The 25,200-nt window shown below is 65.9% G+C and carries 19 protein-coding genes and 1 pseudogene; 3 read left to right on the top strand and 17 right to left on the bottom strand.

Annotation, left to right across the window (positions count from 1 at the left end):
• Window positions 1-24 precede the first annotated feature (24 nt).
• On the bottom strand, window positions 25-1,461 hold the full coding sequence (gene pyk, locus APS40_RS06250) for a pyruvate kinase (protein ID WP_055046233.1): 1,437 nt from the start codon (window positions 1,459-1,461) through the stop codon (window positions 25-27).
• Window positions 1,458-2,087, bottom strand: a complete 630-nt coding sequence (locus tag APS40_RS24420) for a DUF1036 domain-containing protein (RefSeq protein WP_236884209.1) — start codon at window positions 2,085-2,087, stop codon at window positions 1,458-1,460. Before APS40_RS24420 ends, pyk begins: the two co-directional genes overlap by 4 nt.
• 204 nt (window positions 2,088-2,291) lie before the next feature.
• Here APS40_RS24420 and APS40_RS06240 point away from each other — a divergent pair, with 204 nt between their 5' ends.
• Window positions 2,292-2,570 carry a DUF2312 domain-containing protein gene (locus APS40_RS06240; RefSeq protein WP_055046232.1) on the top strand — a complete coding sequence of 93 codons (279 nt, stop codon included), beginning with the start codon at window positions 2,292-2,294 and terminating at the stop codon, window positions 2,568-2,570.
• 58 nt (window positions 2,571-2,628) lie between these two features.
• Here the strand turns inward: APS40_RS06240 and APS40_RS06235 are convergent, their stop codons facing one another.
• Window positions 2,629-4,971: a bifunctional diguanylate cyclase/phosphodiesterase gene (locus tag APS40_RS06235; protein ID WP_055046231.1), complete on the bottom strand. Its 2,343-nt coding sequence runs from the start codon at window positions 4,969-4,971 to the stop codon at window positions 2,629-2,631.
• Window positions 4,972-5,226: 255 nt separating this feature from the next.
• On the opposite strand from APS40_RS06235, the gene APS40_RS06230 reads away from it, so the two are divergent.
• Window positions 5,227-5,430, top strand: coding sequence for a hypothetical protein (locus APS40_RS06230; RefSeq protein WP_055046230.1), 204 nt, complete (start codon window positions 5,227-5,229; stop codon window positions 5,428-5,430).
• Window positions 5,431-5,584: 154 nt separating this feature from the next.
• On the opposite strand, the gene APS40_RS06225 is transcribed toward APS40_RS06230, so the two are convergent.
• The 14 genes and pseudogenes from APS40_RS06225 to APS40_RS06165 form a co-directional block, all read right to left on the bottom strand.
• On the bottom strand, window positions 5,585-6,190 hold the full coding sequence (locus tag APS40_RS06225) for an alkylhydroperoxidase domain protein (protein ID WP_055046229.1): 606 nt from the start codon (window positions 6,188-6,190) through the stop codon (window positions 5,585-5,587).
• A 9-nt stretch (window positions 6,191-6,199) separates the two neighbouring features.
• Complete coding sequence (locus APS40_RS06220) at window positions 6,200-6,850, bottom strand: CMD domain protein (protein WP_055046228.1); 651 nt, start codon at window positions 6,848-6,850, stop codon at window positions 6,200-6,202.
• A 21-nt stretch (window positions 6,851-6,871) separates the two neighbouring features.
• Window positions 6,872-7,918, bottom strand: coding sequence for a putative FMN-dependent luciferase-like monooxygenase (locus APS40_RS06215; RefSeq protein WP_055046227.1), 1,047 nt, complete (start codon window positions 7,916-7,918; stop codon window positions 6,872-6,874).
• On the bottom strand, window positions 7,911-9,521 hold the full coding sequence (locus tag APS40_RS06210; RefSeq protein ID WP_055046226.1) for a dipeptide ABC transporter ATP-binding protein: 1,611 nt from the start codon (window positions 9,519-9,521) through the stop codon (window positions 7,911-7,913). Before APS40_RS06210 ends, APS40_RS06215 begins: the two co-directional genes overlap by 8 nt.
• On the bottom strand, window positions 9,518-10,390 hold the full coding sequence (locus APS40_RS06205) for an ABC transporter permease (RefSeq protein ID WP_055046225.1): 873 nt from the start codon (window positions 10,388-10,390) through the stop codon (window positions 9,518-9,520). Before APS40_RS06205 ends, APS40_RS06210 begins: the two co-directional genes overlap by 4 nt.
• Window positions 10,387-11,331: an ABC transporter permease gene (locus APS40_RS06200; RefSeq protein ID WP_055046224.1), complete on the bottom strand. Its 945-nt coding sequence runs from the start codon at window positions 11,329-11,331 to the stop codon at window positions 10,387-10,389. The genes APS40_RS06205 and APS40_RS06200 overlap by 4 nt, the downstream gene beginning before the upstream one ends.
• A gap of 56 nt (window positions 11,332-11,387) precedes the next feature.
• A complete protein-coding gene (locus APS40_RS06195) occupies window positions 11,388-12,977 on the bottom strand; it encodes a TIGR04028 family ABC transporter substrate-binding protein (protein ID WP_236884263.1) in 1,590 nt (529 codons plus the stop codon).
• Window positions 12,978-13,933: 956 nt separating this feature from the next.
• A pseudogene (locus tag APS40_RS25575) lies at window positions 13,934-14,855 on the bottom strand (helicase HerA domain-containing protein); the annotation flags it as partial.
• Between the two features lie 290 nt (window positions 14,856-15,145).
• Window positions 15,146-17,068: a 1-deoxy-D-xylulose-5-phosphate synthase gene (dxs, locus tag APS40_RS06185; RefSeq protein WP_055046221.1), complete on the bottom strand. Its 1,923-nt coding sequence runs from the start codon at window positions 17,066-17,068 to the stop codon at window positions 15,146-15,148.
• A 91-nt stretch (window positions 17,069-17,159) separates the two neighbouring features.
• Entirely contained in the window at window positions 17,160-18,785 is a 1,626-nt protein-coding gene (locus APS40_RS06180) for a DUF882 domain-containing protein (protein ID WP_082434680.1), read from the bottom strand.
• Window positions 18,786-19,102: 317 nt separating this feature from the next.
• Entirely contained in the window at window positions 19,103-20,788 is a 1,686-nt protein-coding gene (locus tag APS40_RS06175; RefSeq protein WP_055046219.1) for a L,D-transpeptidase family protein, read from the bottom strand.
• Window positions 20,789-20,971: 183 nt separating this feature from the next.
• A complete protein-coding gene (locus APS40_RS06170) occupies window positions 20,972-22,456 on the bottom strand; it encodes a sigma-54-dependent transcriptional regulator (RefSeq protein WP_055046218.1) in 1,485 nt (494 codons plus the stop codon).
• A gap of 116 nt (window positions 22,457-22,572) precedes the next feature.
• Entirely contained in the window at window positions 22,573-22,755 is a 183-nt protein-coding gene (locus tag APS40_RS24415) for a type II toxin-antitoxin system RelE/ParE family toxin (protein ID WP_236884262.1), read from the bottom strand.
• Window positions 22,756-22,868: 113 nt separating this feature from the next.
• Window positions 22,869-23,153 carry a hypothetical protein gene (locus APS40_RS06165; protein ID WP_055046217.1) on the bottom strand — a complete coding sequence of 95 codons (285 nt, stop codon included), beginning with the start codon at window positions 23,151-23,153 and terminating at the stop codon, window positions 22,869-22,871.
• A 153-nt stretch (window positions 23,154-23,306) separates the two neighbouring features.
• Here APS40_RS06165 and APS40_RS06160 point away from each other — a divergent pair, with 153 nt between their 5' ends.
• Window positions 23,307-25,070 carry a M3 family oligoendopeptidase gene (locus APS40_RS06160; protein WP_082434678.1) on the top strand — a complete coding sequence of 588 codons (1,764 nt, stop codon included), beginning with the start codon at window positions 23,307-23,309 and terminating at the stop codon, window positions 25,068-25,070.
• The last annotated feature ends 130 nt before the right edge of the window (window positions 25,071-25,200 follow it).

Genomic DNA, 25,200 nt, shown 5'->3' with positions numbered 1-25,200 from the left:
GGGGGCCTTCGTGCAGGTGGGTCGTTACGACGACCCAGCCCCGTCCTGGCGGACGAAGGCGATGCGCAGCATGTTGGTGGCGCCCGGTGTGCCAAGCGGAATGCCGGCGGTGATGGCGATGCGGTCGCCGGGACGGGCGAGGCCCTCCTGGTAGGCGATGACGCAGGCGCGATCGACCATGTCCTCGAGGTTCACCGCATCGGGCGATTCCACGCAGTGGATGCCCCAGACCACCGACAGGCGGCGGACCGTCCTGAGGTTCGGCGACAGCGCCAGAATGGGTTTGCTCGGCCGCTCGCGCGCCGCGCGGATGGCGGTCGAACCGGACGAGGTGTAGGTGACGATGGCCGCGAGGTCGAGCGTCTCGGCCACCTGGCGGGTCGCCGCGGAGATCGCGTCGGCGGCGGTCGCCTCGGGCTCGGCGGCCTGGGCGCGGATGATGCCGCGATAGTTCGGGTCGCCTTCGACCGCCACCGCCACCTTGTTCATCATCGCCACGGCTTCGACCGGGTACTGGCCGGAGGCGCTTTCGGCCGAGAGCATCACCGCATCGGCGCCTTCGAACACGGCGATCGACACGTCCGAGACTTCGGCGCGGGTCGGCACCGGCGAGGTGATCATCGACTCCAGCATCTGGGTGGCGACCACCACCGGCTTGCCGTAACGGCGCGCGATGCGGATCATGCGCTTCTGCAGGCCGGGGACTTGCTCGAGCGGCATTTCGACGCCGAGGTCGCCGCGCGCCACCATGAAGGCGTCGCAGAGCTTGATGATCTCTTCCAGCCGCTCGACGGCCTGGGGCTTTTCGATCTTGGCCATGACGCCGGCGCGGCCCTGGACGATCTTGCGGATATCGATGATGTCCTCGGGCCGCTGCACGAAGCTGACCGCGATCCAGTCGGCTTCCGCCTCGAGGCCCTTGAGCAGGTCGGCATGATCTTTTTCGGTCAGCGCGCCCATAGGCAAGAGCGTATCGGGCAGGCTGACGCCCTTCCTGTCGCTCAGCTTGCCGCCATAGATTACCTCGGTCTCGACCTGGCCGCCGCCGACCTTGGTGGCCTTGAGCTGCAGCTTGCCGTCATCGAGCAGCAGGCGATCGCCCACCGAGACGGATTCGAGGATTTCCGGGTGCGGCAGGTAGACCCGCTCGACGGTCCCGGGCGTTTCCGAGCTGTCGAGGGTGAACTTCGCACCGGCCACCAGTTGCACCGCGCCCTCGGCGAAGCGGCCGACGCGTAGCTTGGGGCCCTGCAGGTCGACCAGGATGCCGATGGGGTGGTGCAGCCGCGCTTCGACATTGCGGATATAGCCAACCGTCTGCTTCAGCAGCTCGTGGCTGGCATGGCTCATGTTGATGCGGAAGACGTCCGCACCAGCGCGCGCCAGCTTCTCGATCGTGGCTTCGTCGTTGGACGCGGGGCCCAGGGTCGCAACGATCTTTACGCGTCTCATGCGTCTCATTCGGAATCTGCACCTTCATCGGTAGGAGTGGCGTCGGCGGGCTGGTCGCCACCGTCGGTCGGCAGGTCGCCCTCGAGCGGCACGGCTTCGTCCGTCGGGCCGGCGTCGCTGCCGACGACTTCGCCATCGGTCAGCTGCAACGTCCAGTCGCTGCGGTTATTGGTATCGACTTCGAAGAAGCCGGTTCGTTCGTAGCCGCGCGCCAGGCAATCCTCAACACCGAAGATGGTGAAGGTCTCGTCGCGCGTGCACATGAAGACGCTGCCGTCCCAGGCGCCGCCGCTGATGTCGTCGGCGGCATAGACATAATAGTAGCGGCGCGCTTCGAGGTTGCCCCGATAGATGGTGACGCAGTTGTTGGGCTCGGCCACCCACCAGCCCTCGGACTGCCAGCCCTTCTCGGCGCGATAACCGAAGGCCACGGACACCTTGTTGGCGGTTTCGTTGCAGACGCGGAAGCTTCCCTCGCCGGTTTCGGCAGAAGCGGTGGCATCGGCCGGGGCCTGCGACTGCGCCTGGGCCGAGGCAGCGCTGAGCGGGGCGTCGGCACGCGGCAGAAAAATCCAGATGGTGACGGCTATGAACGCGGCGGCAAGCACACCAGCGATGGCCAGGATGTAGCGCAATGGACCGCCCGGGTTCGATGCCTGAAATCGTTTGCAGCGCGCGACGTGTTTGTGCGCAGCGCCCCGCCCGCTGTCAACCGGTAAACGCGGCTTTTGTCGGAATTACGAAACCGGAGGCAAGCGATGTGGATTGCTCGCCGAATAGGCTTGAACGGGCGTCGACGAACGGGTTGAACGGGGACCGAAACGAAAAGGAATTCGACTATGGCAACCGTCTCCCCCGATAGCGTCGCCCAGGACCAGATCAAGGCCTTCATCGAGCGCATCGAGCGCCTCGAGGAAGAAAAGGCGGCAATCGCCGGCGACATCAAGGAAGTCTATGCCGAGGCCAAGGGCAATGGCTTCGACACCAAGGTGCTGCGCAAGATCGTTTCAATCCGCAAGCAGGACCACAACGAGCGCATGGAGCAGGAAGCGCTGCTCGAACTCTATCTCACTGCGCTGGGCATGGCGGCCGCACCGAGCGAAGACGAGCTGGCCTGACGCGCCGGCAACAACGACGGGGCCGCCCGATGGGGCGGCCCTTTTCATTTCGCCGGTCTCAACTGGCGCGTTGCCGCTGCAGCCCACCGAAGGCTGCGATCGGCGCCGGACGGCCGAACAGGAAGCCCTGGGCCGTCTCACAGCCCTCGGCGGTGAGGAAAGCCAGCTCTTCCTGTCGCTCGACGCCTTCGGCGACCACCGGGGTGCCGAGATAGCGTCCGAGTTCGATAACGGCGTGGACGATCGCCGCCGATTGCCGGTTGTGGTCGAAGGTTCTGACGAAGGACTGGTCGAGCTTGATCCGCGTGAACGGGAACGCGCCGAGATGGGTCAGCGACGAGTGGCCGGTGCCGAAATCGTCGATGGCCACCCGCACGCCGAGCGCCCGCACCTGCCGGAGCGTCGTCACCGCGCGCGTCAGGTCGCGCACCAGCGCCGTCTCGGTCACCTCGATTTCGAGCCGCATCGGCGACAGCCCGGTCTCGACCAGAACCTGGTGGATCAGCCGGGAGAACGATGGATTGTGGATCTGCGCGGCCGAGACGTTGACCGAGATGCCGAGCGGCACCCGCCACGAGGCCGCCTCGCGGCAGGCCGTGCGCAATACCCATTCGCCGATCTCGAGGATCAGACCGTTCTCCTCGGCGATCGGGATGAAGGTGCCGGGGGAGATCTCGCCCCGCTCCGGATGGTGCCAGCGGATCAGGGCCTCGAGGCCGGTGACCGAACCTGAGGCGATCTCCACCTGCGGCTGGTAGACGAGGTGCAACTGCCCCGCTTCGGCGGCGCTTGCCAGATCGTGGGCGACCAGTCGCCGGTCCCGCAGCTCGTCGCTCATCGCCGCCTCGAACAAACGGTAGGCGCCGCGCCCATCCTGCTTGGCGCGGTAGAGCGCCATATCGGCGGCAGACATCAACTGCTCGGCGGTCTGAGCGTCCCCAGGGAAAGAGGCGACGCCGATCGAGGCCGAGATGGTGGTGTCTTCCTCGGGTGCGCCCATGTCATCGGCAAATGCCTGCAGCAAACGCTGCGCCACGCGGTTTGCAGCGTCGAGACTCTCGGTGGCATTGAGGACCACGGCGAACTCGTCGCCGCTCAGCCGCGCCGGGTAGCCGTTCTCGGCCACTTCGCGCTGCAGGATCAGCCCGACCCGGCGCAGCAGGGCGTCGCCCGCGGCATGGCCATAGAGGTCGTTCACCTGCTTGAAGCGGTCCAGATCGAGGCAGAGGACGCTGCAGCTGCGCCCATCGCTGCGGGCCTCTTCGATGGTCTGGTTCAGCTGGCGGCCGAAGCTGACGCGGTTGGGCAGCCCGGTCAGCGCGTCGTGGTGGGCAAGGAAACGGATGTGCTCCTCAGCCTGCTTGCGGGTCGAGACGTCGCGGATGGCGATCGCCTGCTGCCGCACTCCCTGAAACTCGATTTCGTGCGCCACGGCCTCCACCGGGATGTCGCCGCCGGTCACCCTGAGCCGCCCCTCGATGGTGGCATTGGGGGCGCGTGCCAGCGCCTCGCAGGCGGGGGCTTCGAGGAAATCGAGCAAGGGCCGGCCGCTGGCGTCGGCTTCGGAGCCCACGAGCTGCCTGAAACTGCGATTGGTGGCGGTGATCGTGCCTTGCCGGACGATGACGATGCCTTCCACCGCTGCATCGGCCAGTTCGCGCATCCTGGCGCTTTCGGCGCCGTGCCGTCGGTCCCTGAGGTCGAGCAGGGTGCCGCCCATGGCAAGACCGAGGATGAGAATGGAGGCGAGCGACAGCACCAGCCACAGCCAGGCGGGCGTACCCTCGGTGACGATCGCATAGCAGTTGGCGAAGCCGGCCGCTCCCATGGCGGTGAAATGCATGGCGCAGATCGCGAGGGTGAGGAGGATCGGGGCGCCCAGTCGTCCGCGCAGCGTCGCGGCGCGGGCCATCCAGAGGGCCGCGCCGCCCAGGGCCATGCCGATCAGGACCGACAGCGCAACCAGGTTGAAGTCCCATTCGATGGCGCCACCGACGATCACCGCCGCCATGCCGGTATAGTGCATGGCGGAAATACCGAGCCCCACCACCGCGCCGGCAAGGATCGAGTCGTCGACCGAGGTGCCGACAGTCGCGAACCATAGCCCGCCGCCGACGATGGCGATGGCCAACGACAGTGAAACCAGCGTCGTCGGCAGGTCGTAGCCGACCGCGACACCGGGGTGGAACGCGAGCATTGCGACAAAATGAGTCGACCAGATGCCGAATCCCACGGAGACCGCGGCGACGGCAAGCCACGCCATCTGCATCGCGCCGGTGGTTCGGCGCGCATGATGCAGCAGTGAAATTCCTGCAAAGGACGAAAGCGCGCATAGCAACGCCGCCACCGCCACCAGCGCCAGGTTGTGATTGAGGAGTAACGTGCTGATGACGGCCGGCAATCGACGCCCCGGGATACTGCGACAGGGCGGATAGTTGGCAGCGGCGATGAACAGACAAGTACCCGCTACTCAGGGCAGCCGGTGGCTTGTCGTGTGGGTAAATCAGTCGTCTGGCGCGCTGCTGGTAGAACTGCGTAGCCGCGGAATGCGAGCCGATGCCGATCAGCGGACGGGGCAAATAGCAACCCCGACGAGGTGCCTATGGAACGAGACAGCGACTCGGCAAGTTTGCACACGGGGCTCGCAGGAGCAGTTATGACGCAGCGCACGTTTGGGCCGGAGAAGCGCGACGGCAAATGGTACTTTTATGCCTATATCAACGGACAGCAGGCCGAGTGGGGCCCCTATTCGAGCGAGGAATTCGCCAAGGGGGCGAAGGACGCGATCGAGCGGCGGCTTGGCGAGGAGGCGGGCGAGGGGGCCGAGACTGAGGAGAGCAACCCTGCAGCTGGTGGTTGACCGACCCCCACCCCTGTCCCCTCCCCCTCTAGGGGACGCGTAGCGCCCCGGAACGGGGAGCGAGACCAAAATACTGGCGCTTGAGCGATCGTCTCCCTCCCCGTTCTTAGGGGAGGGATCAAGGGTGGGGGTCAGCCCGCGCCGACGCTGGTGCCTACGCCGCAGCCGGGGTCGGTTCGCCCAGTGACAGCATCAGCCGGTTGGCCCAGTTGAAGAACGCCGCGCTCTGGATCAGGTCGGCGATGGAGAGGTCGTCGAGCCCGGCCTGCCTGAGATCGGCGATCTCGTCGGCGCCGAAGGCGGACGGTGTCTCGGTCAGCGCGACCGAGGCGGCGACCAGGGTGTTCCAGCGGTCGCCGAGGTCAACCTCCACACCGCTATCGAGCAGCCGCTGCACATCCTCGCTGCGCTTGGAATAGGTCGAAGCAAAGCGGGCGTGCACCGAGGCACAGAAGATGCAGCCGTTGGAGCGTGAGGTCGCGGCAGCCGCGAGTTCGCGCTCGGCGCGCGGCAACCCGGCGTCGGGGTTGTAGAAGATGTCCTTGTCGGTGCGGGTACGGGCGCCAAGGATGTCGGGGTCGCGCGCCAGCAGCATGAAATAGGGCGACTTGGCGCGCGACGCTTCGGTCAGTCCTTCCCAGTGCCGGTCGGTCAGCTCGGACTCCTCGAGCGGCTTGAGCCAGGGGGCCCAGCCGATCTGCTCCTGGGTGAACACGGCGGGGCGGTCGGCGAGGTCGTAGGTGATGGCTTTCTCGGTCATTTCCTGGCCTCAGGCTGCAGCGACGGGACTGATCGGGGTGGAGGCGTGGGCGATGTTCTGTGCCTGCTGCGCCGCGGCGAGGGCGCGTAGCCCGATCACCACGCGGATCTGGAAGGCAAGGAACGCCACCAGCTGGCTCAGCGTCACGATATCGGTGGTCGACCAGCCGGCATCGAGCAGCTTCTGCAGCTTGTCCGGACTGGCGTCGCGCGGCCGGAAGACGAGGAAATGCGCATGGGCAAGGGCTGCCCCAAGCCTGCCGAGCACCTGGCGATTGGCCGGGTCAGGCTGGTACTCGAGGCCCGGCTGGTCTTCGACGCTGAGCGGACCGGTCGGATAGTGGCCATAGGGCCCTGTCGTCTCGCCGCGGCGGGCCTCTGCGCTGATGGCGCCGATGAGGCCGTTGCGGTCATGGTGCCCCAGCTGCTCACGGTAGAAGGCCGAAATGGCTTCGTCCTGATGCAGGGCGGCAACGAAGTAGGCGATGGCGAACCGCTCTTCGAGCAGCACCGTGCCGGCATCGACCGGTGCGAACAGCGCCTCATAACTCTTCTGCGCATTGTCGCGGGCCGTCGGTCGTCCATGGCGCACCGCATCCAGTGCGCTGCCGGGGATCACGCCCACCAGGTGGTCGATGACGTCCTTGCTGTCGTCGCTCATCTAACTGTCCTTTCGAGAGTATCAGCGAACCACGCTCAGGCGTGGCGAATGCGGCTTGTCGGCCTTGGCCCAGCCGAGGGAAGGCGCGACTTTTTCGGCGATCAGCTCGATCGAGCGCAGCACCAGTTCGTGCGGTGGATCGACCGAGTGCACCTGGAAGACGAGGTCGGTGACGCGCGACAGCGTGGTGTCGCGATGCAGGCTCTCCAGCACATCGTCGACGGTGCCGACATGGGTGTCGGTGGCAGCGATCAGATCGTCGAGATCGTCGCTTTCGAAGCGGTGACCGCCCTTGGCGAGACCGATGGCGGCCTTGCGCAAGCCAGCCGCAGCGTAGCGCCGCGCTTCTTCGCGGCTGTCGGCGACGAACAGCGTGCGCGAGGCGACGATGCGTGGCGCGATCTCGCGTGGCAGGTGCTCGAAATAGCCGTCGAGGATCGGGTGCTGCAGGTCGGGCAGGGTGGCCCTGGGTTTGTCGGCGGGACGCGGCTGGGTACGCGACAGCATCAGCCCGTCGCCGGCCTTGCCGGCCCGGATGCCGCCCGCGACCGAGAAGGTGGCCTGCCAGAAGCGTTCGAGCAGATGCGGCGCTGCGGGGTAGAGCTTGACGTCCCCGACGATCGGCGAGCCGGAGAGCGCCGTGCGGAAGGTTGCAAGGTGCCGCTCGTAGATGGCGTGCTTGTCCTTCACGTCGTAGCCGAAGGCGGTGAACGAGTCCGGGGTGCCGCCCGAGCCGGTGCCGAGTTCCAGCCGGCCGCCCGACAACAGGTCGAGCACCGCGGCGTCCTCGGCGGCGCGGATGGCGTTCTCCAGCGGCAGGGTGATGATGCCGGTGCCAAGCCGGATGCGCGAGGTGCGCGACGCGACGTAGGAGAGGAACACCAGCGGCGAAGGCAGGCCGCCCTCGTCGCGGTGGAAATGGTGCTGCGCCACCCAGGCGCTGTCGAAGCCATTGGCCTCGGCATGGACGATCTGGGTCGCGGCATTGTGATAGCGCTCGCCGGCGCTGGTGTCGTCGAGCAGCCGGGTGAAGAAGCCGAGGCGCTTGGGCAGTTGGGTATCAGACATGGGCGAGGCTCCGTTGGCCGGGAATGGCGTCGATCAGTTCGCGTGTGTAGGGGCTTTGCGGGTTGCGGAAGACTTCGGCGACCGGGCCGGCCTCCACCTGCCGGCCGTTCTGCAGCACCGACACGGTGTCGGAGATCTGTCGCACCACGGCGAGGTCGTGCGAGACGAAGAGGTAAGTGAGGCCGCGCTCGCGCTGCAGCTCGTCGAGAAGCTTCAGGATCTGCGCCTGCACCGTCACGTCGAGCGCCGACACCGCCTCGTCGAGCACCACCACCTCGGGATCGAGCACCAGGGCGCGGGCAATGGCAACACGTTGCCGCTGGCCGCCCGAGAGGGCGCGTGGCCGGCGCTGCCGCAAGGCTTCGGGCAGGCCCACCCGCTCGAGCAGGGCGTTGACCTTCTCGGCTCGTCCTGCCGCATCGAGCCGGCCGAAATTGCGCAGCGGCTCCTCGACGATCGAGAACACCGTCTGGCGCGGATCGAGCGAGGAGAACGGGTTCTGGTAGACCAGCTGGATCTTCTGGCGAAACAGGCGCAGCGCATCGCCCTTGAGGGACGCGATATCGGTGCCCGCGATGCTGATCCGCCCCGAGGTGGGCCGGCCGAAGCCGACGACGTCGCGCACCGTGGTGGTCTTGCCCGAGCCGGACTCCCCGACGATGGCGTGGGTGGTGCCCCGGCGCACGGCGAAGGAGATGTCGTCGACGGCGCGGAAGTTCTTCCTGCCATCCACCTGGAAGTCGTGGACGAGGTTCTCAACCAGGATGGCATCCTCACCCGGTGGGGGAGGGGACTTCGCAACTCTGGTGCCAGCCGACAGCGACGGAGCGTCGGCGAGCAGTTGCCGGGCATAGGCGCTTTGCGGCGCTGCCAGCAGTTGGCGGGCGGCGCCAGCTTCCTGGATGCGGCCACCCTGCAGCACGACGATGCGGTCGGCCCGGTCGGCGGCGACGCCGAGGTCGTGGGTGACCAGCAGCACCGCCGTGCCGGTGTCACGGCGCAGTTCGTCGATCAGGTCGAGGATGCGGCGCTGCACGGTGACGTCGAGCGCGCTGGTCGGCTCGTCGGCAATGATCAGCTGCGGCTTCAGCGCGATGGCGATGGCGATCAGCACGCGCTGCTTCATGCCGCCCGAGAGCTCGTGCGGATATTGCCGCGCCCTCAGGCCCGGGTCGGAGAGCCCGACGCGCGCCAGCAGTTCGACCACTCGGGTGGCGATGAGCTTGTTGTCGCGCTCGCCGTGGATGCGGAGGATTTCCCCGACCTGCGCGCCGACGGTCTTCACCGGGTTCAGCGAGCTGGTCGGATCCTGCGGGATCAGACTGATCTGGCGGCCGCGGATGGCGTCGAAGCGCTTGCCGGTCCAGCGCGAGATATCCTCGCCGTTGAGGCGGATGGCGCCATGTTCGATGCGGCCGTTGTCGGGCAGGAGCCCGATGACGGCCTGGGCAGTGGTGGTCTTGCCCGAGCCGGACTCGCCGACCAGCGCCACCACTTCACCCGGTTCGACCGCGAAGCTCACGTCGTGGGTCACGCGGGCGTAGCGGTCGGCGTCCTTGTAGGCGACCGAGAGGTTCTCGACCGAGAGGAGAGGCGTGCTCATCGTCCTGCTTTCCCCAGCGCCTGGCTGATGCGGTTGGCCGAGAGCACCACCAGCACGACGACGAGGCCCGGGGCGGTGGTCAGCCACCAGGCGGTCGAGATGTAGTTGCGTCCTTCTGCGATCAGCAGCCCCCATTCCGGCGTCGGCGGCGGCGCGCCATAGCCGAGGAAGCCCAGAGTGGAGATGGCGAGGATGGCGCCGCCGAATTGCAGGGCGGCGAGCGCCAGCACCGAGGCCAGCGAGTTCGGCAGCACATGCCGCCACAGCACCGACAGGAAGGTGCCGCCGCTGCCGAACGCCGCCTCGACATATTCGGAACGCCTGACCCGCACGACTTCGGAGCGCGACAGGCGGGCAAAGCCGGCGACCGAGGTGATGCCGACGGCGATGGCGGCATTCACCGTGCCGAAGCCCAGAAGAATGATGATCGAGAGCATCAGCAGCAGCCCTGGGATCGACAGCAGCACGTCGACGACGCGCATCACCCCCTCCTCGACCAGGCCTCCCACCGAGCCGGCGAACAGCCCGAGCGTGGTGCCGACGACGAGCCCGACCAGCACGGCGACGAAGGCGCCGGTCAGCGAGTGCACCGCGCCATAGACGATGCGTGCAAAGAGATCGCGGCCCAGCGCGTCGGTGCCGAGGATGTGGAGGAGGCTCGGGGCCTTGAGCTTTTCGGCGGGGACGCCCTGCACCGGATTGAAGCTGGTGAACAACGACGGCGCCAGCGCGAACAACACGACCAGCCCGATGATGCCCCAGGCCAGCACCAGGCTAGGCGAGACGCCACGTAGCCGCTGCAGCAGCGGGTTGCTCGAGGCACGGCGCGGCTTACTGACGAGGATGTCGGTGGATCCGATGCTGGTCATGCTGGGGCACCCTTGAGGCGGCGGAGGCGGGGATCGAAGACGGGGTAGAGCAGGTCGACGATGAGGTTCACGGCGACGAAGCAGAGCGCCGAGAAAACCACGATCGCCTGGATCACCGAGGTGTCCTGGAAGCGCACCGAGCGCTCGGTAAGCCCGCCGATGCCGTTGAGACCGAACACCGTCTCGGTGATCACGGCCCCCGCCAGCAGCTCGCCGAACAGGATGCCGGCAATGGTGAGTGTCGGCAGCAGGGCGTTCTTGACCACATGGCGCCACAGCACCCAGCTGGGCGAGGCGCCCTTGGCGCGGGCGACGGCAACGAAGGGCAGGGTCGAGACCTCGTCGATATTGCGGATCAGGATTTGCGCCAGCGGCGCCGAGATCGGGATCGCCAAGGTGATCACTGGCATGATCAGCCCCTCGATCTCGCCCGGGTTGATCACCGAAATCCACTTGAGCCGGAACGAGAAGATCTGGATCAACATGATGCCGAGCCAGAACACCGGCAGCGACACGAACAGCGACGGGATCGACTGGATCGCGGTCCTCAGCCAGGCAAAGGGAGCGAGCGTCGCGAGGAAGGCGAGGCCGAGCGCGATGATCACCGCCAGGGTGAAGCCGAGGCTCGCCAGCCGGGCGGTCGCCGGCAGGTTGGCGAGAAGCTCATGCGCCACCGGCACGCTGCCGACCACCGAGTAGCCGAAATTGCCGGTGAGGAAATTGCCCAGAGCCTGCAGGTATTGCTGCCAGAGCGGGCTGTCGACGCCGTAGGCGTCTCGCAGCGCGGCGATCTGCTCGGGGCCGAGGCCCAGTTCCGGGTTCTGGAACTTGATCAGGATCGCATCACCGGGCAGGGCCTGCAGCAACAGGAACGAGGCGGTGAAGGCGATCCAGAGGACAAGCAGCGCCTGCCCGACACGGCCAATGATGTAACGAGACATCGCGGTGCTCCAGAACAGGGGGGAGGTCCCGGGCGCCTGGCTCGGGACCAGAGCGGTCAGCGGGTCAGCCAGACGTTATAGAAGCTCGGCCGGCCCACCGCCTCAAAGCCCAGCCCGTGCACGTAGGGCGCGGTGGCGAAGGCCTGCGGCTCCTCGAAGAACGGGATGATGTAGGCCTGGTCGAGCACGTAGCCCTGGATCTCGCCGGCGATGGCGAGGCGCTTGGTGCGGTCGGTCTCCGAGGCGAGCCCCTCGAGCAGGCCGTTCAGCTTGTCGTCGACAAAGCTCTGGACCTTGTCGCTGGAGCCACCCTTCTGCAGCAGCCAGTCGCGGTTCTTGGGATAGAAGCCGGACTTGATCACATCGGGATCGGCGCGGCCGACCATCGCCACGGTCACCGGAGTCTTCAGCGGATCGAGCTGATCGAGGGTACGGCTGCCGGCGTCGCCGGCGAGCACATTGAGCTTCACCCCGACCTGCGCCCATTGCTGGGCCACCAGCTGCAGCACCGCTTCGTTCTGCGGCTGCGGCAGCGAGACGTAGACCGTGAGATCGAGCTTCTTGCCGTCTTTTTCGAGGATGCCGTCGGCGCCTGGCGTCCAGCCGGCCTCGGCGAACAGCGCCTTGGCCTTCTCCTGGTCGAACACCAGCTTGCTCGACTCATCGACATAGCCGGCGGCATGCTGCGAGATCACCGAGGTCGCAACCGGGTAGTTGGCCGAGAACAGCGTGTCGACGATTTCCTGCCGATTGGTGGCGAGGGACAGCGCCTGGCGCACCTTGAGGTCGGCGACCAGCGGGTTGTCGGGACGGAAGGCGATCGAGTTGTTCACACCACGGGTGTTGGGGGCGAAAATCTCGAAGCCGGCGTCGTTCACCTGAGGCTCGTCATAGGCCTGGATCTGCCGGATGATGTCGGCCTGGCCGGAGAGCAGGCCGCCGATGCGGACGCTGTCTTCCGGGGTGACGAGATACTTTATGCCGTCGAGATAGGCGCGACCCTGGTGCTCGAACTTTGCCGGTCCCCAGTTGTAGTCTTCGCGCACCTTGAGGTTGAGTTCCTTGCCGAGCGTTTCGCTTTCGACCACGAACGGACCGGACCCGACGATCTTGGTGGCATCACCGAGCGCGTCATAGGGAAGCGCCAGCGTCGCCGGCGAGACGATGCCGGATCCGATCACCGAGGTCCCCTGCAGGAAGCCGGGCGAGGGGTGCTTGAAGTGGAACTTCACCGTCAGATCGTCGACCACTTCGGCGTGGTCGTAGTTGTTGATCACTTCCGACACCGGATACTTGAGCTCCTTGTTGCCCAGCCCGAAGGTGTCGTAGTTGGCCGCGACTGCCTTGGCGTCGAGCGGCGTACCGTCCGAGAAGGTGATGCCGGGCTTGAGCTTGAAGGTGTACTCGGTGGCGGTGTCGTTCACTTCCCAGGATTCGGCCAGCCACGGCTCGATCTCGAGCGTTTGCGGGTTCTGGTAGGTCAGCTTGTCGGTGATCTGGTTGAGCACGCCGCCGTTCGGATAAAAGCCGCCGGCCGGCGGGTAGAGGTTCGTGTGGGCCTGCTGCTCGAGGTAGATCAGCGTGCCACCCTGCACCGGTTTGTCCTGGGCAAAGCTGGGGCTGATAATGGTGCCGGCGAGCAGCAGCGCGGCGAGCGCTCCGAGCGTGCGGCGTCTGATTGGCGTCACGGTGCGATCCTTTCGGGTGCGAAATCTGGCGTTCCGAGGCGAGCCCGGAAGGTGCGCAGATCGTAGTCCTATCGGCCGTTCACTCAATAATCCCTATGGGAATGATAGACTAAATAGACGAAAGCCGGTGAGATTTGAATCACACGGTTTCAGTGGAGCGGAGAAAAAGGACTGCTAGCGCTGGGCGCGGGCTGACCCCCACCCTTGATCCCTCCCCCTAAACAAGGGGAGGGAGACGACCACCTCAATGCCAGCGTTTTGGTCTCCCTCCCCATGTCTAGGGGGAGGGGACAGGGGTGGGGGTGAGCAAGCGCCGTGGCTGCGGTTAGAATCTCCAGCCCGCTACTCGGCCGCGGCCCGATCGCCATAGTCGGGCGCATCCGGGCTGCCCGGGGCGGTTTCGGCGCCAAGGTCGGGGAAGGCGACGATGCGCTGGTTGCGCAGGTCCATGCGCACCACCAGCAGGCCGCGTTCCTCGAAATAGGTCAGCAGGCGCCGGGCCCGGCCGGTGGAATGGGTGCCGTAGGCGCGCGCCAGCGTCGCATCCGAAGGGCAGGGCAGGGCCTCGACCGCAGCACGGGCCAGCACGAGGAACACACCCTGCACGTCGTCGGCCAGCTGGTTCGAGAGCGCCAGCGCCGTCTGCCAGGTCTCGGACTGCGCCGTCTCCTCGGCCACGCCGGCGCGCACCACGGCGAGCTTGCGGCGGAACGCCGGCAGCGCCAGCGATTCGCCCGGCACGCGCCGGATGCGGCAGCGGACGAGGAAATCCTGGTAGAGCACCGCGACCGAGCGATATGCCGCATCGCGATCCTCGAGCAGCTCGCGGACCACATCGTCGATGGCGCGGTCGCGCTCCTCTACGTCGACGACCGGCTCATCGGCCCGCGCTTGCTGGGGCACCTGCGTGCGCACCAGCTGGGCGAGCAGGTCGTTGGTGGAGGGAGGTGGTGGCGGTGGGGTGCGGCGCACAGGGCGCACCGCCTCGGGCACCGGCGCGAAGATCAGGTCCTTGGCGTCGACCGGGGCATCCGGCAACGGCATCAGCTTGGGGCTCGAAGAGCGGGCCGAGGTTTCCACCGGGCCGATCACCATGGGCAGCGGACGCCGCGACATGGCCGGCCCGAGCGCGACGAAATGGCCGCGGTTGAGGTCGCGGAACATTTCGGCCTGCCGCCGCTCCATGCCGAGCAGGTCGGCGGCGCGGGCCATGTCGATATCGAGGAAGGTGCGGCCCATCAGGAAGTTCGACGCCTCGGCGGCGACGTTCTTGGCGAGCTTGGCGAGGCGCTGGGTGGCGATCACCCCGGCAAGTCCACGCTTGCGGCCGCGGCACATCAGGTTGGTCATGGCGCCGAGCGACAGCTTTCGCGCCTCATCGGAGACTTCCCCGGCAATCGCCGGGGCGAAGAGCTGGGCTTCGTCGACCACTACCAGCATCGGATACCAGTAGTCGCGATCGGCATCGAACAGGCCGCCGAGGAAGGCGGCAGCGCAGCGCATCTGCTGTTCGACATCGAGTCCCTCGAGGCTCAGCACCACCGAGACGCGGTGCTGGCGCACGCGGGCGGCGATGGTGGTAAGTTCGCTCTCCGAACGCGAGGCATCGACGACGAGGTGCCCGTACTTGTCGGCCAACGTGACGAAATCACCCTCGGGGTCGACGATGCATTGCTGCACCCAGGGGGCGCTCTGTTCGAGCAGGCGACGGAGCAGGTGGGATTTGCCGGAGCCGGAATTGCCTTGCACCAGGAGGCGCGTGGCCAGCAGTTCCTCGAGATCGAGCTTCGCCTCGGCGCCACCCTGCGCCACACCCATGTCGATCGCGACCTGCATGAGATGTGGTTAGCTGATTCTTGGGGGTGTGTTGGTGCGCAACGCAGCTTAATCACCGGGTGTCATCCCTGTGCTGGTCGCCCATCTCATGCGGCGGAGGCAGCTCGGCCCCTTCTCCCCTCAGGGGAGAAGGTGGCGCGAAGCGCCGGTTGAGGGGTGAAGCGTCTCAATACACGCTCGCCGAGAAGCTGAACCCCTCACCCTAGTTTCGCTACGGACCGAAGGTCCTAGCTTCACTACCCTCTCCCCTCAGGGGAGAGGAGACGGCTGCCTCAGGCTTTGGCGGAGGACTAAGCCTTGGTCGTCCGCTGCGCCGCCGCGCTTTCGATCCCCAGCGTCGTCAGTGCCGTCGCCACAATCCCGGCACGGTCGAGCCCCGCCGCGGCGTACATGTCGTTGACGCCGGCCTGTTCGGTGAACAGGTCGGGGATCATCAGCGGGCGGAATTTCAGTTTGCCGTCGAGCAGGCCGTGGCTGGCGAGGAACGTCGCGACGTGGCTGCCGAAACCGCCGATGCCGCCTTCCTCGATGGTGATCAGCACTTCGTGCTCCTTGGCCAGCCGGGCGAGCAGTGACTCGTCCAGGGGCTTCAGGAACCGCATGTCGGCGATGGTCGGGTTGAGGCCGTAGGCCATCAGCTTTTCGCCGGCGGCGATGACTTCGCCCAACCGGGTGCCGAAACTGACCAGCGCCACGGACTTGCCTTCACGCAGGATCCGGCCCTTGCCGATCTCCAGCACGCTGCCGCGCGGCGGCAGTTCGACGCCGAGCCCGTCGCCGCGGGGATAGCGGAAGGCGATCGGGCCCTCGTCATAGGCGGCGGCGGTCGCCACCATGTGGCGCAACTCGGCTTCGTCACCGGCGGCCATCACCACAATGCCGGGGATGGCGCCGAGATAGGCGGCATCGTAGTTGCCGGCATGGGTCGGGCCGTCGGCACCGACATAGCCGGCCCGATCGATGGCGAAGCGGACCGGCAGGCCCTGTACCGCCACGTCGTGGATCACCTGATCGTAGGCGCGCTGCAGGAAGGTCGAGTAGATGGCGCAGAACGGTTTCAGCCCTTCGGTCGCCATGCCGGCGGCGAAGGTCACGGCGTGCTGCTCGGCAATGCCGACATCGAACGTGCGGGTCGGGAACAGCTCGGCGAATTTGTCGAGGCCGGTGCCGTTGGGCATGGCGGCGGTGACGGCGACGACGCGGTCGTCGGCCTTGGCTTCCTCGATCAGGCTCTGGGCGAACACCGAGGTATAGGACGGGGCATTCGACTGCGGCTTGGCCTGTGCGCCGGTAATGACGTTGAACTTGTTGACGCCATGGTATTTGTCGGCGGAGTTCTCGGCGGGGCCGTAGCCCTTGCCCTTCTTGGTCACCACGTGGAGGAGGATCGGGCCCGACTCCGCGTCGCGCACGTTCTGCAGCACGTCGAGCAGGTCGTTGAGGTTATGGCCGTCGATCGGGCCGACATAGAAGAAGCCCAGTTCCTCGAACAGCGTGCCGCCGGTGAAGAACGAGCGGGCGAACTCTTCGGTCTTGCGCGCCGTTTCGTGGATCAGCTTGGGCATCTTCTCGGTGATCGACTTGGCGGTGTCGCGGAAGCCGCGATAGACCGGACCGGAGACGAGCTTGGCCAGATAGGACCGCATGGCGCCGGTGGGCGGCGCGATCGACATGTCGTTGTCGTTGAGGATGACGATCAGCCGGGCATCCATGGCACCGGCATTGTTCATCGCCTCATAGGCCATGCCGGCCGACATGGCGCCATCGCCGATCACCGCAATGACGTTGCGCTTCTCGCCCTTCAGCTCGGAGGCCACGGCCATGCCGAGGCCGGCGGAAATCGAGGTGGACGAGTGCCCGGCGCCGAACGGGTCGTACGCGCTCTCGGCGCGGCGAGTGAAGCCGCTGAGCCCGTCCTTCTGGCGCAGCGTGCGGATGCGGTCGCGGCGGCCGGTCAGCACCTTGTGCGGATAGGCCTGATGGCCCACGTCCCAGATCAACCGGTCGTCGGGGGTGTCGAAGGTGGCATGGATGGCGACGGTCAGCTCGACCACGCCCAGCCCGGCGCCCAGGTGTCCGCCGGTCACCGAGACGGCGTCGATCACTTCGGAGCGCAATTCGTCGGCGACTTGACGCAGCTCATCGCGTGACAGGGACTTGAGGTCGGCTGGCGTCGATACACGATCGAGCAGCGGTGTCTGCGACTTGTCCAAAATACCGATCCTTCGCCGGTACGGGCCGGTCTCTAACTCAGAGACTTAGAGGCTCAGGTTCGGCAATGCAACGGCCGCGGGGCGCGGCGCTTTAGCGTTGTGCGACGAGCTGCAGGCCGTCGGTCACGAAACGGTCATAGGCCGGAATTGCGGCATTGTCGGGAAGGAAGGCGAGGCGGCCGGTGAGGGGCCCGAGCTCGGTGCCTTTTTCGAGGTAACCCTCGGCTTCAGTCATCTCGGCCCAGAAGGCAGTGCTCATCGGCACAGGCTGCACCAGCGTGTCGTTGACGTGGTCGATCTCGGGCGCCACCAGATCCATCGGCCTGAGCTCGATCGACTGGTTGGGCTGACGGCTCAGCGCCAGGTCGGCCAGCGCCTGCTGCATCGGCTCGGAGGCGGTGTTGGTCAGCGAATTGAAGGTCATGTCGAACATGCCCTTGAGCGTCGAGAAGGTCTCGGGGCCGCCGAGCGAGGCGGTCTGCACGTTGCCGTTGCCGAGCAACTGCTGCCTCGTCGGCAGCTCGCGGCCCGGCACGTTCGGCACTACGGCGTTCTCGCGTTCGATGATCATCTTGAGCGCCTGTTCGGCGCCCGGATCGGGGCTGGTCGCGACATAGGCGGTGACCATGTCGTCGGCCTTGGGCGACATCAGCACGCGCGGCTGCGGCAACGGCTGGTCGATGGCGGCGAGCGCCGCGACGGCGGTCTGGCCGCTCTCGCCGCCGAGTGGCGAACGGGTGGCGAGCTGGATGCGGGCCGATTTGGTCGCCGGAATCGGCGCGCCGGCGGCCTCGAAAGCCTCGGTGTCGAGGGCTGGCGGCAGGGCGGCGACATTGATGCCGCCTTCGGACTTGCGGGGCACCGGAACCGGGGCCACGACCTCGAAGGTCGGCACCACCCGCTGTGCGGGCTCCTCGGCCGAAGCCAGCATGATCGTTGCGCCGCCGCCGAGGCTGCGCGGCCGGACCGCCGGGATCGGCGCGGTATCGTCGTCGGTGCTGGGGGTATTGTCGGCCAGCATGATCGCCGGAGCACTCTCGTAGATCGCATCGCCGTCGCAGGGCACGGTGCGGCACTTGGACCACTGGGCCTGCGCATAGGCGCGGCCTTCGTTGGAGAGCGGCTTGCCGTCGGTCGGCAGGTGCAGGGTGCGGCCGTCGGGGAACACCTTCTTCAGCTGCGCGCGGGTCATGCGCGGCCAGGCGCGCACGTTGCCGGTGTCCATGTGGACGAACGGGCTGCCGGAGGTGGGATAGAAACCGACGCCGCCGACCTGATGCCGCATTGCGGTTTCGCGCAGCTTGGAGAGGTTCACCCCGGGGATGAACACGTCCATCGCCTTGCCGCGCATGTGCTGGCTGTTCTCGGCCACGCCCGACGATTTGGAGCGCAGCATCTTGTTGGTCTTGGGAGAGCGGTAGGACGAAACGATGTTGTAGGGCTGGGTCGCGCCGACTTCCTGATAGACTTCCCACAGGAGGTCGAACAGCGCCGGATCCATATTGGTCGGTTCCTTGGTCCGCCAATCGGCGAGGAACACGTTCATCTGGCGCAGCACTGCCTGGTCGTACTTGCCGTTGCGCTTGAAGGTGAAGCGGCCAGTCTCGCCGGTATGGGTGTGGTGCAGATAGAGGGTGCGGTCACCGGCGCCGCTGCTGCTGCCAAAGGCCGCGCTCACCGGCACGGTGCTCGGCGGCAGCACGACGGTCAACGCCATCGTCGCGGCAACCAACAGCCGCGGCAGAACCCGCCAAATCCCCAACAGTTTTCCCGACACGCCCCGAACGACCCGTTGCAACCCAATAGATGAGAGAGTCTAGCGTCAGTTCGATGAGAATACATTAACGCTAACGCCCGGTAACCCAGGTGAGGCGGCTACCGTGCAGGTTTCTAGGCAAAAAATCCGGCTGAACCAAGGCCGAATTCCTAAGCACTCGTAAACGCTTGGCCCGACAATGCGGCGCCACGTCAAAGCACAAGGCCGGCGTCACGGGGGCGCCAGCCTGCTTTTCTAGTCGCTCTGGAGCGCTATTGCTATTCGGCGAGCAGCTCTTTCAACCGCTGGTTCATGCCGTACACATCGCCGTAGGAGCGGATGGTGCCGTCCGCATCGACGCGCAGCGTGAAGTAAGAGATGTGCACCGGCACCTTGGTCTTGAGGTTGAACCAGCGCTCGGTGTCGCCGAAGGCAGCCGTCAGCGTCTGGGCGCTGAGGTTCGGCTCGAGCTTCAACAGCGCGTCGGCAAAATCCATCGGGTTCTCGACGCGCACGCAACCGTGGCTGTAGGCGCGGAAGGAGCGCGAGAACAGCGATTTGGACGGGGTGTCGTGCAGGTAGATGTCGTGCTGGTTGGGGAACAGGAACTTCACCCGGCCCAGCGCATTACCGGCGCCCGGCTTCTGCCGGATGTGGAACTTGTTGATGTTGGTCTGCGTCCAGTCGATAGCCGAGGCATTGATCACCTTGCCGCCCGACAGCATCTCCATGTTCTGGCTGGCGAGGTAGCCCGGGTTGGCGATCAAATGCGGCTTGATCTCGTTGGTGGCGATCGAGGACGGCACGTTCCAGTAGGGGTTGACGACGATGTGCTCGATCTCGTCGTTGAACACAGCGGTTTGGTTCTTGGGCGTGCCCACCACCACGCGGGTGGTGTAGTGGACCTCGTCCTTGTTCATGATCCACAGGCGGAACTCGGGGATGTTCACCGTCACCTGGAAGTCGCCGTAGTCGTTGGGCTCCCAGCGCCAGCGCTCCATATTGGCGACGATGTCTTCCTTGGTGGTGGCGGAACCGCCATTCAGCGCGGCGATGGTTGCCGGCCCGATGACGCCGTCGCCGTTGAGGCCGAGGCTTTCCTGGAACGCCTTGACCGCCGCGACCAGCGGCTCGTCGTAGTTGATGTCCACTGTCACCGCCGCGCCGGCCGTCTCCGGAATGTCGGGCTCGGGGACATCGAGGCGCTGGCGCAGGAGCGTCACGCGCTCGTCCTGCATGCCAGGCTTGAGCAGCTTGCCTTCGGGAATGGTGATTGCGGCGTCCATCACGGCGCCGTCGTAGAATTTGGCGAGCGCCGCCTTGAGCCCGAGGAATTCCGGCTGCGTCGGCGAAAGCGCCAGCAGCAGCTTGTCGGGCTCGCTGCTGGCGGCGAGCTTCACCAGCATTTCGGCTTCGTTGATGCGCTTGGGCGCGATGGTCCAGGTCTTGTTGACCTCGAGCGGCGAAACGCGGCCCCCGAAGGCATCCTGCGCATAGCGGATGGCCGCCGAGGAGAAGGCCGTCTCGAGGGCGGCGAGCTTTGCCGGGTCGGTGCCGGCCGCCGCGACATCGAGATCGGCGGTCAGGTAGTCCGACGGACGGAAGCCCTCGAGCTCGGAATTCTTGAAAACCTGGATGATCTTTTCGGCGTTGGGCGAGAAGGCGATCGAGCCGTCGTCCGCCTTGCTCAGCCAGAGCGGCTCGAAATGGCGCGCGCCATAAAAGAAGTAGAGCTTCTGCGTCTGCTGGTAAGCCCGGGTGCCTTTTTCGGCGGCGGCATAGGCGGAGGAGAGGCCCGCCTTGATGATCCGCGCCAGCTCGGTCTGGGGCGGCGCGATGACGATGCGGGTGGTCTCGATGCCGGCGACGGTGACGGTTTCCTGGGCCGACGCGGAGGTGAACATCGCAAACGGCGATGCGAGCGCTACCGTGCTCGCCAACAACAGGGCCTTCAGCATAGTCATTAAGTACTCCGTGCCCGGCTCGAGGGCTGGCAAAGGGCGGTGTGACCGGGAGGATTCGGCACTTGGGCCCCAGATATGCATTTTGCTTAGCCCACAAATCTTAACGCTGACAATTCCTCGCGATTTTGTGAGTTCGGTCTGTGGACTTGCTGCAACTAACGCCCTGTTTGCCTGCGGCAAAGCCTAGGCAGCGTCGCTCTCCAGGCCCTCGTCCAGGCCGTACTCGCGGAGCTTGCGATAGAGCGTCGACCTGCCGATGCCGAGCGCCCGTGCCACCCGCGACATGCGGTAACCGTAGTGGCGCAGCGCAAACACGATCAGTTCGCGTTCGACATCGGCGAGGGCGGCGACTTCGCCGTTCCGGGCCACGAAGCGATCGCTGATCGCCGTCCTGTCCACAACCTCGCGCAGGGAAGCGATAGCCTCGTCGACATGAACCGGGGCTGAAGGGCCCGGCGACATCGAAGTCAGTCGCTGCGCCTCGGCGCGGCCGGCGCTGAGGGCGACGATCTGCGGGAAGTCGGCGACTTCGAGATAGGCGGCATCGCTGAGTACCACTGCGCGGTAGACCGCATTCTCGAGCTGCCGGATGTTGCCCGGCCAGTCGTAGTCGCGCAGCAGTTGCAGCGCCGGCTCGGAAATGCCGACGATGCGTTTGCCGGCTTCCGCTGCGAGCCGCGCGACGAAGTGAGTGACGAGGATCGGCAGGTCTTCCATGCGGTCGCGCAGCGGCGGAACATAGAGCGGAAAGACGTTGAGGCGGTAGTAGAGGTCCTCGCGGAAGCTGCCGGCCTTGGTCAGGTTGAGCAGCCGCCGGCTGGTCGCGGTGATGATCCGCACATTGACCCGCACCGGCTGGTCGGCGCCGAGCGGCTGGATCTCGCTATCCTGGATCACCCGCAGCAGTTTGGCCTGGGTCTCGGTCGACAACTCGCCGATCCCATCGAGGAACAGGGTGCCGCCATTGGCTTCGAGGAATTTTCCCGGATGGTCGGCGGCGGCCCCGCCGAAGGCGCCCTTCCTGTGCCCGAACAGCGTCGAATCGATGAGGCTGGCGGCGATCGCCCCGCAGTTGACGGCGACGAACGGCCTGCCGGCACGGTCGCCCGATCCATGGATCACCCGGGCGATCAGCTCCTTGCCGACCCCGCTCTCGCCTTCGATCAGCACCGGGATGGTCGACTTTGCCGCCTTGGCGCACAGCGACAACACCCGGTCCATGCCCGGAGCGCGGGTGATGATGTCGGCGATGCCCATGGTGCCGCTCAGCCGGCTGCGCTCGGTGCGCACCATGGTCTCGAGCTCGCCGAGCTTCAGCGCGTTCCTCAGCGACATGATCAGCCGCTCGGGGGCGACCGGCTTGACGAAGAAATCGGCGGCACCCTGGCGCATCGCAGTGACGACGGTATCGAGCGAGGAATGACCGGTCTGGACGATCACCGGGGTCGCGAGGCCGTCGCGGCGCATCGCCTCCATCACCGCCATGCCGTCGAGATCCGGCATCACCAGATCGAGAACCATGGCGCCGATGCCGGGATCGGCGTGGAGCAGTTCCAGAGCCTGTCTGCCGCTGGTGGCCGTAACGGCAGAAAACCCGGCCCGGTTGGCGACCTCGGAGGTGAGCCTCAGCTGCACCGGGTCGTCATCGACTATCAGAACGCGCGTCATGGTCCCCCAAGGACTTCGTAGTTGCACGCTTCGCCGCCGCGGCGAATCGCGCTGTGTCGTTTTGGAGCAGCATGTGGGGGGTGGGTTAAGAGGCGATTAAGCCTGACGAATTGACGTCAGTAGCCGGCTTCGCGCTGGTGTTTGATTCCGAGAATGACAACGACCGTTCCGTCAACGCGATATCGGAGCGAGTAGCCGAACTGTCCAAACGGGATCAGGCATTCCCGCTCGTCAAGGCCACCGTGACCGTACCGGCGTCCGCTGCGAGGAAAGGCCGCGAGCTTCTCTGCCGCCGAAATAATCAGTTCGCCAGCTCGCTACGCTGCAGACGGATTGCGGTGTGCTAGAAAATCTATCCGCAGCGCCAGGTCGTCCAGCGCCTCATCCGACCATTCGACCAGATACCGTTCGCTCAAGTATGGGCGTTAGGCAGAGGGACATCCTCGCCTGCCGCCTGTCGCGCCAGCCACTCTTTGACCTCATCATTGGTCACGTGCAGGCCAGTTTTTTTCCACCGCTGAAACCGCGCTTCCAGCTCTGTCTGCTGCTCGGCGTCTGTCTCGATCTGATCGAGAAAATACCCCAATGCTGCTTCGATCAGCCGGGCAGGAGATTTCTCTGTCCGCTCAGCAACGCGCTGTAGGCGGCGTTCAATGCTCTCGGACAACACGTGTCCATGTACGACGTGCTTGTTCATGCAAACATACTACACAACCCACCAGCGCTTCACATCCCCGCGCCCGCTGGCTAAGGTCCCGCGCTCCGAAATCGAGGTGATGAATTGTCGAAGATCGAACTGACGCGGGTGCCCGAAGCCCAGGCCCAGCGGGGACATAACCAGCTCGGCGACATGCCGACCTGGAACCTCGACGATCTCTATGCCGGCAACGACTCGCCTCAGCTGAAAGCCGATCTCGCCGCGGCGCAAGCGGACGCCAAGGCCTTCGAGGCCGACTACAAGGGCAAGCTCGAGGGGCTGACGAAAGCCGGCAAGCTGATCGAGGCGATCAAGCGCTACGAAGCGCTGGGCGATCTCAGCGGCAAGCTCGGTTCCTACGCGTTCCTGCAATATGTGCGAAACACCCAGGAGGCGGACAAGGTGAAGTTCCTCGGCGATCTCAGCCAGGCGCTCACCGACCTGTCGACCGGGCTGATCTTCTTCGGCCTCGAGCTCAACCGCATCGACGAGGCGGTGCTGGAAGCAGCGCTCGCCGGCAATGCCGAGCTCGGCCGCTACCGGCCGTGGTTCACCGAACTGAGGAAAGCCAAGCCGTACCAGCTCGACGACAAGATCGAGGAGCTGTTCCACGAGAAGTCGGTGACCGGCGCCAGCGCCTGGAACCGGCTGTTCGACGAGACGATGGCTGGCCTCAAGTTCGATGTCGACGGCGAGGAGCTCAACCTCGAATCGACGCTCAACTACCTTTCCGACAAGGACGAGGTGAAGCGGGAGGCGGCGTTCCACGGTATCTCGAAGACGCTGCACGGCAACGAGAAGCTGTTCACCCACATCACCAACGTGCTGGCCAAGGACAAGGAGATTTCCGACCGCTGGCACGGCTTCAAGGATATCGCCGACAGCCGCCACCTCGAGAATTCGGTGGAGCGCGAAGTGGTCGATGCGCTGCAGAGCGCGGTGCGCGCCGCCTATCCGCGGCTCAGCCACCGCTATTACGCGATGAAGGCCAAGTGGTTCGGCAAGGCGCAGCTCAACGCCTGGGACCGCAACGCACCGCTGCCGACCAGCGATGATCGCATCTACGACTGGCAGACGGCGAAGGATACGGTGATGGAGGCTTACGGCGCCTTCTCGCCGAAGCTCGCCGAGATCGCCACGCCGTTCTTCGAGAAAGGCTGGATCGACGCGCCGACCAAGGACGGCAAGTCGCCCGGCGCCTTCGCGCATCCGACCGTGCCCTCGGCGCACCCGTACCTGATGCTCAACTACCTGGGCAAATCTCGCGACGTGATGACCCTGGCGCATGAGCTGGGCCACGGCGTGCACCAGGTGCTGGCCGGCCCGCAGGGCGCGCTGATGGCGCCGACGCCGCTGACGCTGGCCGAGACCGCCTCGGTGTTCGGCGAGATGCTGACCTTCCGCTCGATGCTGAAGAAAACCACCGACCCGACGCAGCGCTTCGCCATGCTCTCGAGCAAGGTGGAGGACATGCTCAATACGGTGGTGCGGCAGATCGCGTTCTACACCTTCGAGCGCGAGGTCCATACCCGGCGCAAACAGGGAGAACTGACCACTGCCGATCTCAACCAGATCTGGCTCGAGGTGGGCGCCGAGAGCCTGGGGCCGGCGATCAAGCTCAACGAAGGCTACGACATCTTCTGGGCCTATATCCCGCACTTCATCCACTCGCCGTTCTACGTCTATGCCTATGCCTTCGGCGATTGCCTGGTGAACTCGCTCTATGCGCAATACGAGAAATCGAGCGAAGGTTTTGCGGAGCGCTATTTCGAGTTGCTGAAGGCCGGCGGCTCCAAGCACCACTCGGAACTGCTGGCGCCGTTCGGCCTCGATGCGCGCGACCCGGGCTTCTGGTCGCTGGGGTTGGGGATGATCGAGCGGCTTATCAATGAGTTGGAAGCAACGCAGCCGGCCTGAGCCGGCGCGGTATTGGCAATTGGTTCAGCGTGGCGAACCGCCGCGCTGCGCTTGTATGCTCCTGCTACGCGAAGTATGAGAGGCTGAGTGGGGCGGTCTGATCTTCGGCGTTTGCGGTGCCATCGCGGCG

The organism is Devosia sp. A16, assembly GCF_001402915.1.
Classification (GTDB): Bacteria; Pseudomonadota; Alphaproteobacteria; order Rhizobiales; family Devosiaceae; genus Devosia_A.
The sequence above is the reverse complement of the archived record's forward strand: the minus strand, read 5'-3'. Positions and strand labels throughout refer to the sequence as shown.